Source organism: Oscillatoria sp. FACHB-1407, from assembly GCF_014697545.1.
GTDB lineage: Bacteria > Cyanobacteriota > Cyanobacteriia > Elainellales > Elainellaceae > FACHB-1407.
Genome location: NZ_JACJSA010000002.1, coordinates 473,296 through 487,521 on the forward strand (window position 1 = coordinate 473,296; position 14,226 = coordinate 487,521).

General features: G+C 51.6%; 8 protein-coding genes. All 8 read right to left on the reverse strand.

Annotation, left to right across the window (positions count from 1 at the left end):
* Window positions 1-44: 44 nt before the first annotated feature.
* Window positions 45-3,971 carry a beta strand repeat-containing protein gene (locus H6G89_RS05250; protein WP_190504203.1) on the reverse strand — a complete coding sequence of 1,309 codons (3,927 nt, stop codon included), beginning with the start codon at window positions 3,969-3,971 and terminating at the stop codon, window positions 45-47.
* A gap of 464 nt (window positions 3,972-4,435) precedes the next feature.
* Entirely contained in the window at window positions 4,436-6,025 is a 1,590-nt protein-coding gene (locus tag H6G89_RS05255; protein WP_190504204.1) for a rhomboid family intramembrane serine protease, read from the reverse strand.
* 316 nt (window positions 6,026-6,341) lie between these two features.
* Window positions 6,342-8,411: a prolyl oligopeptidase family serine peptidase gene (locus H6G89_RS05260; protein WP_190504205.1), complete on the reverse strand. Its 2,070-nt coding sequence runs from the start codon at window positions 8,409-8,411 to the stop codon at window positions 6,342-6,344.
* A 318-nt stretch (window positions 8,412-8,729) separates the two neighbouring features.
* Window positions 8,730-10,568: an NAD+ synthase gene (locus H6G89_RS05265; protein WP_190504206.1), complete on the reverse strand. Its 1,839-nt coding sequence runs from the start codon at window positions 10,566-10,568 to the stop codon at window positions 8,730-8,732.
* Window positions 10,565-11,308 (reverse strand): NUDIX hydrolase, encoded by a 744-nt coding sequence (locus H6G89_RS05270; RefSeq protein WP_190504207.1) that lies wholly within the window; start codon window positions 11,306-11,308, stop codon window positions 10,565-10,567. The genes H6G89_RS05265 and H6G89_RS05270 overlap by 4 nt, the downstream gene beginning before the upstream one ends.
* The gene (locus H6G89_RS05275; protein ID WP_190504208.1) at window positions 11,257-11,868 is read right to left on the reverse strand and encodes a nicotinate-nucleotide adenylyltransferase; all 612 of its coding nucleotides are present in this window, start codon (window positions 11,866-11,868) and stop codon (window positions 11,257-11,259) included. Before H6G89_RS05275 ends, H6G89_RS05270 begins: the two co-directional genes overlap by 52 nt.
* A gap of 136 nt (window positions 11,869-12,004) precedes the next feature.
* Window positions 12,005-12,160 (reverse strand): hypothetical protein, encoded by a 156-nt coding sequence (locus tag H6G89_RS05280; protein WP_190504209.1) that lies wholly within the window; start codon window positions 12,158-12,160, stop codon window positions 12,005-12,007.
* A 24-nt stretch (window positions 12,161-12,184) separates the two neighbouring features.
* On the reverse strand, window positions 12,185-13,561 hold the full coding sequence (locus H6G89_RS05285; RefSeq protein ID WP_190504210.1) for a nicotinate phosphoribosyltransferase: 1,377 nt from the start codon (window positions 13,559-13,561) through the stop codon (window positions 12,185-12,187).
* Between the last annotated feature and the right edge of the window lie 665 nt (window positions 13,562-14,226).

A 14,226-nucleotide genomic window follows, 5' to 3' on the forward strand; every position in this document is an offset into this window, starting at 1 on the left:
GATTCCCCATCTGCCGACTCCCTCACTGTTTATGGGAACGTGGTTTATGGGAACGTGTTATTGCTACCCGTGAATGGAGTCGAACCAAGAGGTCCAGAGATGGGAGATGGTGAATTGGGTTCAGGGGTCAGGAAGTTACTATTGTTGACGATAATCGGAGTCGTTGAAGCGTTGTAGATGCCTCCACCTTGCAAGACCGCATCGTTATTGGAGAACTGACTGCTATCAACTGTAAGAGAGCTATTTAGGGTGTAAATACCTGCTCCCTGGAAGGCAGCCGTGTTATCAAAGAAGCGGCTATTGGTAACGTTGACCGTACCACTATTGCTGATACCGCCTCCTTGAGCAGTGGCTTGGTTTGCCACAAAGTCAGTGTTCGTAATTGTGAGTGTGCCAGTGCGATTTGAAATCGCTCCCCCACTACTTGCCTTGTTATTGGCAAAGGTCACATTTTGAACGGTGACATTGCCACCCGAATTTAGCAATCCACCACCATCATTACCACTGCTGCCATTGGCATTTCCGTTGGCAATCCTCAAGTCCTGAAGGGTAGCGTTAACACCATTGGCGACACTAAAGATGCGGACAGCATCTCCACCACTGACTGTCAGGGTACTGGCTCCAGGACCATCAATTATCATGTCCCGCTCGATAGTGGGTAAGGCTGAAGTCAGGGCGATCGTTCCGGTGAGACTGGGAGCAAATTGCACTGTCCAGTTTGCAGGTGATGCTACGTTGTTGGCTGCCAGAATAGCTTGTCGCAATGAGCCTAAGCCGCTGTCGTTGGTGTTGCGAACCAACCCGTCGTCATTCAAGATCGTGCCCGTTAGCGGAGTAGCCGTACCAACCGTATAGCCGGAGCCTGCTCCTAAGGTGAGAATGACTGTTTCATCCGATTCAATTACGACTGGATCAACCAGGGAATTGATAGTGACGGTTGCGGTAGTTTGTCCAGGAGCAAAGGTGACGGTTCCACCAGATGAGGTAAAGGTGGCTGCTCCGACTTGCTCATAGTCAGGGCTTGTTCCACCAAAGTTTGCCGTTCCCCCTACGCCAAAGTTAACGGTGAGTTCGCGATCGAGATAGCCTGTGCGAGTAAACGTGTAAACAATGCCAGTGCCACTGTCTTCGTTGACGCTGGCTTGACTAATAGCCGCGGTAATGGTGGCATCATCATTCAGAATATTGGTTGATACGGCTCCCGGTGTGAGGATGTTATAACCTGCTCCGCTCGCCAGGGTTAACTGTATGTCTTCATTCGCTTCGATCGCACCATCTGCAACAGGGGTCAGCGTCACCGTTGCCGTCGTCGCACCTGCTGCGAAAGTGACACTCCCGGCTGACGTCGTGAATGCAGATGCCCCAGATTGGGTATAGTCATTGCCTCCAAATGTGGCTGCACCCCCTACAGTAAAGTTCACCGTCAGCGGATTTGTGGTAAACCCTGTCCGGGTAAAGGTGTAAACCAGACCTGTTCCGCTATCTTCGAGCGCACTGGCTGGTGCAACAGCGAGGGTTACATCTGCATCATCGTTGAGCAGGGCTCCAGTGGCAGATCCTCCTGTGCTGCCAACGCTGTACCCATTTCCAGGTGTAACCGTCAGCGTCACTTCTTTGTTGGCTTCTACAACCGAGTCGCCCACCGGGTTGAGCGTCACTGTTGCCGTTGTCGCGTTGGCTGCAAACACCACTTGTCCCCCTGTGCCATCAAAGTTGTTGGCTCCGGTTTGGGTGTAATCGGCAGTCGGTCCAAAAACTCCTGTGCCGCTAACCGTGAAATCAACGGTGAGAGGGCTGGCGATCGCTCCGACACGGGTAAAAGTATAAACTAAGCCCGTTCCACCATTTTCTAAAACGCTGCCAGGGCTAACGCTGACTGTCACGTTGGCGTCATCGTTGAGAATGGTAGTCGTCGCGCTGGATTGAGCACCCAGGCTATAGTTCGTGCCTGCTGTCAGCGTCAGAGTCGCTGCTTCGTCTGGCTCAAAGGTGGAGTCAGCAGTTGGGTTAAGTGTCACCGTTGCGGTCGAGGCTCCTGCCGCAAACGTGATGGTTCCCCCGGTGCCTGTAAAGGTTGTGGCTCCAGTTTGGGTGTAATCGGTGCCAAACGTTGCGGCTCCCCCCACTGAGAAATTGGTGGTCAACGAGCCTTCGGTAAAGCCTGTGCGCGTGAAGGTGTAGACCAACCCTGTTCCACTATTTTCAGCAACGCTGGTCGGGGCTGCTGCTATCGTTACTGTCGCGTCATCGTTGAGAATGGTGCCTGTGGCGGCAGCTGGGGTGCTAATGGTGTATCCCGTTCCGGCTGCCAGAGTCAGCGTAGCGGTTTTATCTGGCTCTACGATCGCATCGTTGATGGGAGTGAGTCGCACCGTTGCGGTTGAGGCTCCCGCCGTAAAGGTGACCGTACCCGTCGTGCCTGTATAGGTAGCGGCTCCGGTTTGGGTGTAATCGTTGCCAACGCCAAAGACGGCGGAGCCAGCAACCGTAAAGTTGACGGTGAGAGCGTTCGCCAGGGAACCCGCACGGGTAAAGGTGTAGAGCAAGCCAGTCGAGTTGCCCTCTTGAATCACAGCAGGAGCCACAGAGAGATTGACTTCAACATCATCGTTAACGATGGTGGATGTGGCGGAGCTGGGAATGCCCGCTATGTAGCCGTTACCTGCTGCGACTGTAAGGGCGATCGTCTCGTCGGGTTCGACGACGGTGTCGCCTACAGGAGTCAACCGCACTGTGGTTGTAGAGGCGTTGGGTGCAAAGGTGACCGATCCGGTCGTGCCTGAGAAAGTTAATGCTCCCGTTTGGGTGTAGTCGTTGCCCCCTGCACCAAAAACAGCCGTGCCCCCCACCGTAAAGTTGACCGTTAAGGCACTGCTGAGGGGCGCATTAACGCTGTTATCGCGAGTAAAGGTGTAGGTGACTCCCCCGCCACTATTTTCGACAACGCTGAGGGGTGCGGCACTGACCGTAACAGTTGAGTTTAAGGGTGGAGCGTTGACTGTAAACGCTCCTAAGTTAGTCGCCGCTGCAAAGTTGCCAGAGGTATCAAACACCTGTCCTGAAAGCAGGGAAACTTGATAGGTGCCATTGTCTGCACTATCCCAGACGTTACCTGGAGCACTAATGCGGTAAGTAGCCGTGCGGACGATGCCATTGCCAGCGGGGGTCGCACTCACTAGGGTAGCCAGTTGGCTAAAGTTATTGGGTCCTGTGACTCGAATGTTGTTGTTGCCCAGGCTGAGAACGTTGACCGCTACATCGTCAGCAAATTGCACGGTAAAGGTTTGAGTATTGCCGCCTCCTGTGATGTTGGCAGCTTGTAGATTGCTAGCAATGGGCGATGTGGTTTCTCGTGTAGGCAGCGTAATGCCGAAGAAACTGCGGCGTGTGATGCGATTACGGCTGACCCCACGTAGCACCGCTAAATATTCTCCAGAGCGGCGATCGCGAATGATCGTATTTCTGCGATTGCGTCCCGTGCCTTGAGTAATGGTTAAGTCCGTTAAGCGCAGCCCACCTGCCAACCGCAGCAAATCTCGGCCATTACCAAAATCAGTAATAATGTCGGCCTGACTAAGACGGCGTCCACCACTACGACGAGCGATGACAAAGCTATCGTTACCCGCTCCTCCCGTTAGTAAATCGCGTCCGACACCTCCATCCAGAATGTCATTCCCGGCTCCTCCACTGACGATATCGTTGCCCAAGCCTCCAAAGAGATTGTCGTTGCCCACATCTCCAAGCAAGCTGTCGTTGTCGTCATCTCCATAGACAGTATCATCACCGTCATTGCCGTTGAGGATATCGCCGCCCGCCTTGCCTAATATGAAGTCGTTGCCAGCGTTGCCTGAGACATTATCATTTCCGACCTCAGCTACCAGGGTGTCATCCCCTGCATCGCCTAGGAAGAGATCGGACTCGGATGTACCAACTGCAAAATCTGAACCGGGAGTGCCAAAAATGGACGCCATGACAAAAATCCTTAGGTAGCTGCCGCAAATTAGTAAAGGTGAACAAATATGAAGATCATCAATGGGTGTTAAAGCACTTTATAAATGAATTGAAATGTTGGCACGAACGGATATTACGTCGCTCCGAACATCCAAATTAGTCTACTCCACAGTTGGCTTTTTAATACAAGCAACTGGAAATAATTTCTATTTTTGAAGGAAGCCGATCTCTCATTGATGAATTGAGGTTTTTACAGCAATTAGAACAAGGCGATTGCTCTGCCCGTGTACGGGGAACCGCCTAACCAACTTCTTCAAGCTAAATACAAATTACCCATTTATCGCGCCAAAGCACTCACACGAGGCGTAAAAACTTTGGAGAGTTTTAGAGTTGTCTGGCGCGATCGAGGTGGTTGGTAATTAATAATTGATCGAGTTCCAAACTATCTTCTATCAATTACCCATGAGCCTACTTTTGTCCCCAATCAGATGTTGACCAATTTCCAATAGCGTAGTAGCAAACTGCTGATTACAAAGCCTAAGATCAAACCCAAGGTATGACCGAGGAAACTAACGCCCGGAGTCGTGAGGTCAAACACGATCTGAATGCCAATTACAAACATGAGAACGAGTAAATTTTTGGCAGCGATTCGCGACTTTTCATATCGCCAACCATAGATCATGATCGCCCCGATCGCACCGACTAGTCCCATGATGGCGGCAGAGGCACCCACTAAAGTTTGGTCTGGCGCATTGGATGCGATCGCCAGCAAAACAATTAGAAACATCGCCCCAATTCCACTGCCGAAATAGGTGATTAAATATCGCCCAATTCCCAACGTTGATTCAACAAAGCCACCCAAGAAATACAGCCCCAACATATTCATCGTCAGGTGCAACCAGCCCAAGTGTAAAAAATTAGCCATCAACAAACGCCACCACTCCCCCTGCCAGACGGCGATTGGGTTCAGTGCCCCCAACTGGGTGAGTGTGTCCACATCCAGGCTACTGCCCCGCACTTCTGTCATGCCGTACATCATCAAGTTGAGGGCAATGATCAGATAAGTGGCATAGGCGGTTTTGCTAATAAATGTGAAGGGTCTGCCGTAGCGGGCTTGGTGTTGAGCATCCTGTTCAATTTGGCTGAGGGTCTGGTGAGACGCTTCCGTGAGAACCGTTCTGGCAACTACCAGGGGAGACTTTAACCGACGAGCGATCGCCCATTGTGTCATCGAGTCGCTTCTGGGTTTTAACGCCACCAGTCGCTGTTCAGCACGACTGCGTTGATCAGCTGCCATCTCAGCAGTTGCCAACCAAAATTCTCGAAACTGAGGAGAAAAATCAGCAAACGATTGACTGAGCAACGGGTGCACCCGTTCCAGATCGCCACAATAGGACAGCACAAACAGCCTGACCAGATTCGACAACTGAGAGTTACCAGTTCGTTCCAGAATCCGGTTAAAGGTGTGGGCGTGTTCGACCAGATGATTCAAGTCTCCCATTTCACCCAGCGATCGCAGATAGGACACCATTAAACTGGGGTCTTGATTTAACCTGGCGGTCAACCCATGCTCGTGTATCCATGCCAGCAGATCCTCCCATCGGGCGTTGAGGCGATAGCGATAGGCAGCCGCAAGCCGACCGATCACGGTTGTAGGCGATTGATAGCGATTGAGAATGGCGATTGCCTGATCCAGGTGTCCCTGTTGTCCCAAAGCGATCGCCCCCAAGATTGCAGGATAATCCCGCCAACCATCCATCGGGTGCAACCAGCTTAAAACCTGCGCTAACTGACTCGCCGACTGATAGCGTTCTTGATACGCCAGAGCACTCACCTGCCGAATTCCAAAACTGGGGATCACAATCAACACGAGCCACAACGCACCTCCAATCAGCCCTGCTTGCTGCGGTATGGCAAATAAGGCAACCGTCATCACTGCCAGGACGAATGCCGAAATCACCATCCACCCCCGGTTGTAGCTCGATGGCATCCGCAGTGTCCGGATCAGGGTCAAGCTACAGGAAAGACCGACAAGCCAGAGGCAGAGGTGATTGAGGAATTGATTGATGTCCATTAGAGCCGGAGACAGTGGGAGGTAGGGAGAGGGAAGAAGTGATGGGGTAAGAAGGGTTGGGGTAAGAAGGGTTGGGGTAAGAAGGGTTGGGGAGCAAGGGTGGTGTTCCAAACCTGTTGATAACCTCTGTAAGACCCCCTGTAGTCCCCCTTGGTAAGGGGGACGGCGACAGCCGGGGGTTAGTAGCAACAGATCTGAAACACTACCGGGAGCAAGGGGGGTGTTGTTAGCGTCAGCGTAGCGCACCGTTGGAGGATGAAGTACCGAGAGTGAAGGGGCTAGGGATGGGTATGGGACGGTTGACTCTGACAACTAATCACTCTTCAACCCTCAATACTTTGACCAAAAACGCCCATTTATCGGCATTTTCTTCAATTAATTTAGCGGTTGGCTTACCGGCTCCATGTCCGGCTTTGGTTTCAATGCGAATCAAGACCGGCTTTTCACCCTGATGAACTGCTTGCAACGCTGCCGCAAATTTAAAGCTGTGGGCAGGCACAACGCGATCGTCGTGATCTGCGGTGGTAATCAGTGTTGCGGGGTAATGAGTACCCGATTTGAGGTTGTGCAACGGCGAGTAAGCATAGAGAGCCTTAAACTCCTCTGGGTTCTCAGGTGAGCCATAGTCAGAGCACCACGCCCAACCAATGGTGAATTTGTGGAAGCGCAGCATGTCCAATACGCCTACCGCAGGTAAGGCAGCGGCAAACAAGTCAGGTCGTTGGGTCATGCAGGCTCCGACCAGCAAGCCACCGTTGCTACCACCTGCGATCGCCAACTTCTGGGGTGACGTATAGCCATTGGCAATCAGCCATTCCGCAGCGGCAATGAAATCGTCAAACACATTTTGCTTGTTGAGTTTGGTGCCTGCTTGATGCCACTCTTCGCCATACTCACCGCCACCCCGTAGATTAGGAATAGCAAACACACCTCCCATCTCCAGCCAGACGAGACTGCTGGGTGAGAAGGACGGAGTCAGCGAGATGTTGAAGCCGCCATAGCCATAGAGATAGGTGGGATTGTTGCCATCCAGTGTTAGCCCCCGTTTGTGGGTAATGAACATGGGGACGCGGGTGCCGTCTTTGCTGTGATAAAAGACTTGCTTCGACTCATAATCGTCGGGATTAAAAGGCACCTGCGGTTGACGAAACAGTGTGCTTTCCCCGGTCTCCAGGTCATAGCGATAGATGGTAGTGGGGGTGGTGAAACTGGTAAAGCTATAGAAGGTTTCGGTATCTTCAGGCTTGCCGCCAAAACCACCAACGCTTCCCAGTCCGGGTAGGGCTACCTCCCGGACAAAGCCTCCATTCAAATCAAAAATTTTGACCTGAGCGTGAGCATCCTTGAGGTATTGCGCCACGAGTTGGTGGTTCAGTAGGCTAATACCCTCTAGCGTTTCCTCCGCCTGGGGAATCACCTCTCGCCAATTGGCGCGATCGGGATTGGCAATGTCGATCGCAATCACTCGTCCTCGTGGGGCGTCCAGATCCGTGCGGAACCAGAAGGTCGTTCCCTCACTACCAATCAAGCTGTAATCGGCTTCAAACGTATTAATCAGTTCGACAACTGGGGCATCAGGTTGAGACAGGTCTTTCCAAAACACGAGGTTGCGGGGGTCGGTGCCACGACGGACATCAATAATTAGATACCGACCATCCTCCGTTACACCTGCCCCAAACATCCATTCCTTCTCATCGGGACGCTCGTAAACTAACACGTCTTCGCTTTGAGGGGTGCCGAGACGGTGATAGTACAGCTTTTGGAAATAGTTAATATCTTCCAACTTGGTATCGGCGTTGGGTTCGTCATAACGAGAGTAGAAAAATCCCTGGTGGTCGTGCGTCCAACTCGCTCCCGAAAACTTCACCCATTGAATGTGGTCGGGCAAATCTGTACCCGTTTCAATCTCACGCACATTCCACTCAACCCAATCGGAACCGGAACGAGAGATGCCGTAGGCTAACAGGTTGCCATTCTCACTGATCGCTAAACCGGACAAAGCAACGGTGCCATCTTCAGAAAGCGTGTTGGGGTCGAGCAAAACGGTGGGTTCTGCCTCCAGATTCGGCAGTGTGTAGAGTACGCTCTGGTTTTGCAACCCATCATTTTTAAAGTAAAAGTAGCGATCGCCCTGCTTAAATGGCGTGCCGTACTTTTCGTAGTCCCACAGTTCCGTCAGGCGTTGTTTGAGGCGATCGCGACCCGGCAGACTGTTTAAATAGCCAAAGGTGACTTGATTTTGCGCCTCGATCCAGGCTTTGCTCTCATCAGAATCAGGGTCTTCGAGCCAGCGATAGGGGTCAGCCACCACCGTACCGTGGTAGTCGTCTATTTGTGAACCCGTAGGGCTAGGGGGATAGATCAGAGGGGCATTGGTGTCAGACATAACTTAAAAACAAGTACCTGAATAAGAATGAATGGAGGCGATCGCAAATCAAACCTATCCCCAATACAAGGCTACTGTTATATACCTATCTCGATTCGATGGCTAGAACTATGCAGATCCCCTTAAATCCCCCTTCAAAAGGGGGACTTTGAGTCCGGTTCCCTCCTTGTTAAGGAGGGTTAGGGAAGATCAAACCCAGCATTAGCAGGATTCAGAGAACTTGTGTATACACCGTGACCAATATGGGGAGGGGCTTCAGAAGCCTCCTTCCCTCTGAGGGAAGGAGGTTGGGAGGATAGGTTTTAAGCAGAACTATAGTTAAGCAACACCTTCCACTTTAGCCCGACCCAGCGAGGGTGAGGGGGATACAGGCAACGAGTTCTGCAATTCTGGAGCCAACGAAGTCGGAGACGGATTCCAACGACTGGCGATCGGCATGCGCCACCCTGTTCCAAAGGCGCGATCGGTGACTTTTAACCCCGGTGGAGCTTGCTTGCGCTTAAACTCGGCGCGAGTCACCAGTTTTACAACCCGCTCAACCGTAGCTGGGTCATGTCCCGCTTGAGTAATCTCCGCCAGCGATTGGTGATGCAAGATCAGGCGATCGAGAATGTTATCCAGGATTTCGTAGGGTGGTAGCGAATCCTGATCGACCTGCCCCGGTTTCAGTTCCGCACTGGGAGCCTTGGTCAGAATGTTGGGGGGAATGACGGGGAAGGATGAAGGACGAAGGATGAAGGATGAAAGGGGTGAACGTGGGTTTTCTGCTTGACCCTTTAATCTTTCATTGAGCCAGTGACAGATGGAATAAACGCGAGTTTTGGGCACATCGGCGATCGCGGCCAGTCCTCCATTCATATCGCCATAGAGGGTGCAGTAACCCACCGCCATTTCTGATTTGTTGCCCGTTGAGATCAGCAAATGCCCAAATTTGTTAGAGATTGCCATCAGCAGGTTGCCGCGAATGCGGGATTGGATGTTTTCTTCGGCTAAGCCAAAGTCCGTTCCCGCAAACAGCGTCTCAAAGGTCTGGTCATAGGTATTCATCAACGTGCCAATGGGCAGAGTTTCTGTGCGAATGCCTAAATTTTGAGCCAGGGCGATCGCATCATTCACCGAATGGTCAGAACTGTAGGGTGAGGGCATGAGTACACCCAAGACATTCTCGGCTCCAATCGCAGCGGTGGCGATCGCAGCAACCAATGCCGAATCAATCCCTCCGCTCAACCCTAAGACCACTTTGGAGAAGCCGCACTTGCGGACATAATCGCGCACGCCCAAAACCAGCGCAGACCACAACTCAGCCTCCTCCTCCGTGGGAAAAGGAGCAATGCCCCCCTCGATGGATAGGAGATCTCGCGTCTCGGTTGAGAATTCGGCAAACGATAGATCACTGGTAAACGCCTGACTGCGGCAGACCAACTGGCCCTGGCGATCGAACCCGACACTGCTGCCATCAAAAATCAGGTCGTCGTTGCCACCGACCTGATTGGCATAGAGGATGGGAATCTGGTAGCGCAGTGCCGCATGGCGCAACATCGCCTCCCGCAATTTCTGTTTGTTGAGGCTATAGGGTGAGGCAGACAGGTTCACAATTAAATCCACTTTCTCTGCTGCCAGTGCTTCTAACGGATTAATCGGGTACTGGCGTCTGCCCCAAAACTGCTCATCGTTCCATAAATCTTCACAGATGGTCACACCCACCTTCACGCTGGCACCCGTCTCATCCTGCAACAGGAACCAGTTCGTTTCCTGCCCCGGCTCAAAGTAACGGTTTTCGTCAAACACGTCATAGGTCGGCAACAGCCGTTTGTGAAAGATCTGCTGCACCTGCCCTCTATCTAGCAGAGCCGTACTGTTAAACAGGGGTTTGCCTCCCTGCTGGGGCGATCGCTCATTCGGGGTGACGGTGCCCACCAAAACTGCCAATTGTGGTGGTAGATCGTGTGCCAATTGCTCCAGCGTTTGCGCCATCTCGTGAATAAAGCTGGGTTGCATCACCAGATCACGCGGCGGATAGCCACACAACGACAACTCAGTGGTGAGCAGCAATCGTGCTCCCTGACTGGCAGCCTGTTGAGCCGCCTCCAAAATTTGTCGGGCGTTACTAGCCAAATCTCCGACGGTGGGGTTAAGTTGGGCGATCGCAATCTTCATATAAATACCAGTGGCTTGTCCTTCAGTGGTGCAAAAGCGTCTGCATCAAAGCGATATAAACTGGCGGGTCGTCCGGCTCCACGCGACACCTTGATACCCGTGTCTTCTAAAAATCCCAGTTTCAACAAACGAGAGCGGAAGTTGGAGTAATCGGAAAAATCTTCCCCCAGAACGGTCGTATAAAGCTGATAGAGGTCACTCAACGTAAACAGTTCGGGCAACACATCAAAGGCAACGGGGCTGTATTCCAACTTATTTCGCAGGCGGCGATAGCCATATTCCAAAATCTTGTTGTGGTCAAACGCCAGTTGGGGCAGTTGTTTGACGGGATACCAGGCAATCCCGCTGACTCCATCGGCGATTAACTCCGCTTCAGCGAACCGCACCAGGGCAAAATAGCTCACCGATAGATAGCGCACACCATAACTCCCAGGGGCTTCACGCGGATCACGCAACGGTTCCCCAAAGGTATACAACTGCTCCAGATACAGATTCTCTGCCCGAATCTTCTCAGACAATACCCGATAGGCTGCATCCTCCAGCGATTCGCCCTGGCGCACCAGGGTTCCTGGCAAACTCCAATGCCCCAAAAAGGGTTCATGATGACGCATGACCAGCAGCACAAGCAGGCGATTTTGATCTGTATCGACCGAAAAAATCACATTATCGACCCCTACTTTGAAGTCGGCTAGCCGCTGGAGGTGCGTGTTAGCAGGCTTTTTTGGGCTGCGTCCTGACATGCGTATAAGTGCTCACGATGAATATAGGCTTCAACCGGAGGGGTTAAAACGTCTGAGTCTCCCTCTTCACGATAGGCGGTTGAGGAAATGGGCAGACCCGTCAAATCGGCGATCGCCACCTCAGCCCCCATCTCTCGTAATTGCGTCAAAGCACCCTCTACCAAAGCATAGCCAGGACGGGGAACAACCAACAGCTTTACCTGTTGTAATAATGTCTCACTTCGATACCAACGGGGCAACTGCTCAACCAGATCTGAGCCAATCACCATCGTAAATTCGGCATCCTGCCACTGGTGCCGTGCCCGCTCTACCGTGATCAACGCTCTGGGGCTGCTCAACTCCGGGTGGTAATGGATGTTGTAGCGGGGAGGATAGATGTCATTGATCAGTAGTCGCAACATCGCGGCTCGATGCTCCAGAGCCGTTTGATGTGACTTAAACGGATTATCAGATGCCCATACTGCTACTTCATCAAAACGATGAGACAACCACTTAAGAATCTCTTGATGGGCAGCTGTTGGGGGGTCAGCACTCGTACCAAAGAGGGCGATGTTAGGCATAGAAGAAAAGAAAGAAGAGGGAAAAAAGAAGAGAGAAGAAGGATAAAGGCTGAAGGATGAAGGATTAAAGGGAAGAGAGAAAAAAGAAGAAGGAAAAGGATGAATGATGAAGGATAAAAGGAAACCGTGTAGGGTGCTAGGGGCATGGATGCAAGATTAGACAGGTTGGGTGATAACCACTGACTATTGACCACTGACTATTGACCATTAACCATTGACCATTGACCATTAACCACTGTCTCCTGATTCCTGGCTCCTGACTCCTGACCACTAACCATTGACCATCAACCACTGACTATTCCCCACTCCCCACTCCCTACTTCAGATTTTGCTCAGTATAAAACCTGTGAATATTTCGTTGTGTTTGCTCAGTCAACTCTTGCAAGGCTGGGGTGATCTCTGGGGTAAAACTATCGGGGCGATCGATCTGACGAAGGCTGGAGGGTAAAGTGGCTACAGAAGCAGCGGTGCGGGCAGCGATCGCCTCCAGGGGTTCTGGTTCCTGCAAGCGTTCTCCTTGTTTATAAACCAAGTGCAACAGGGAGTCGTCCCCTTGCGGATCATCGGTCAACAGCCCCAGGCGTTCGGAGTGCAGTTGCCCATCGACCACCCGCCGAAAGATCTGCTTGCGACCGGGACGAGTGGCTTTCCCGCTCGACTCCTTCATCACTGGAATGCCGTCAATCTCGACGAGTTTATAGACTCCGTTGACGGGTACTCCGGTGACGAGCTTTGTCCCGATACCGTAGGCATTGATTTCGGCTCCCGCTCGCTTAAAACGCAAAATCTCAACCTCATCCAAGTCCCCACTCGCCACAATTGAGATATTGGGAAGGAGCGATCGCACCTGTTTCGACAGTTCCACCAAATCGCCAGAGTCTAAACGGACTCCCCGCAAATCTAAATCCTGGGTTTTGACTTGTTCGGCTAACCGTTGTGCCGCCGCCAACGAATCGTAAGTGTCAATCAACAACACGGCTCCCGGAAAGTAGCGATGAAAGGCAGCGAACGCTTCATCTTCATTGCCCTCCACAGCGGTTAATGCCATCACAAGCGCGTGTGCCATCGTGCCACTGGGCTGACGGTTTAACCGCAACGCCGCTAACACATTGGAGGTAGCATTCATTCCGCCTGCGATCGCCGCTCGTGCTGCCCACAAAGATGCTTGCGGACTAAAGGCGCGACGGGTGCCAAACTCCAGCAAAATCGCCTCATCCCCTGCCACATCCCGCATTCGGGCTGATTTAGTGGCAATCATGGTCTGGTAATTAATTGTGTTAAGCAGATAGGTTTCCACCAGTTGGGCTTGCCACAGAGGAGCCTCGACTCGTAATAGCGGCTCATTAGCAAACACAACGGTTCCCTCTGGCACCGCCCACACATCCCCGGTAAACCGAGCACCAGCAAGAGTTTCCCAAAATCGGTCTGGAGCATGAGCAAAAATCCCCGTCGCTTTTAGTGCCTCAATCTGGTCTGCGCTAAACCGGAAATTTTCTAAATAATTCAACGCTTGTGCCAACCCCATGGCGACTAAATAGCCAAATCCATCGGGCAAACGGCGGGCAAATAGCTCAAAGCTGGCACGACGCTGGTCTAACCCCTCTCCGACGTAGCATGCTGCCATGGTCAATTGATAGAGATCGGTCAAAAGACTATAGTCTGCGGGCGCGAGAGTCAATTCCTGGTCTTCCATAGAATTCCTGTGACTACATGGATACCAATTTGCGAGTCAGTAGGCTGTTAAACCTAAGTTGTTACGACAATTATAGTCAAAATAACCAAAATTGATCCTCATTACAACAAAAGCTTACAAAATTCTTATAGAAAGAATAGATGAGGTTACCGGAATGCGCGATCGCCCAACATCTCTTATGAAGTCTTGCTAAATTCGTGAAATCCTTCTATAGGAGAGCATTTTGGGACTTCTTTATTAGAGCTAAGACATAAGTTTCTGCGAAGCAACTAATCATGTCGTCTGGCTAAACACTGGATTTAGAGGCTGAGATATTCATTCGTTTACAAATATTTATATTAGTTTTAACTAAAACTGAGCGATCGCACTCTTGGAAACTGGCACTAGAGCCGTAGCTCCATGCGCTGAGGCGGAGGCAAGTCAGAAAGCTTTTCCGACATCCGGGGGTGAGCTATTGCCGTTGCCTTAAGCTTTCTGACCAAAGCTACATTTTTGAACCTATTAACAACCCGTGGTTAGCGATATCAAACTCTGGCAAACTCTATGTTTTCAGTGCAGTCGGCAGTTGGAGCAAGACCTTCGACCAACACAATCCGGCAACGTTAAATTGACATTACGACAGGGCAGATTTAACGGTTCTTTCGCTAGGGTAGGCGTAGTGAAAG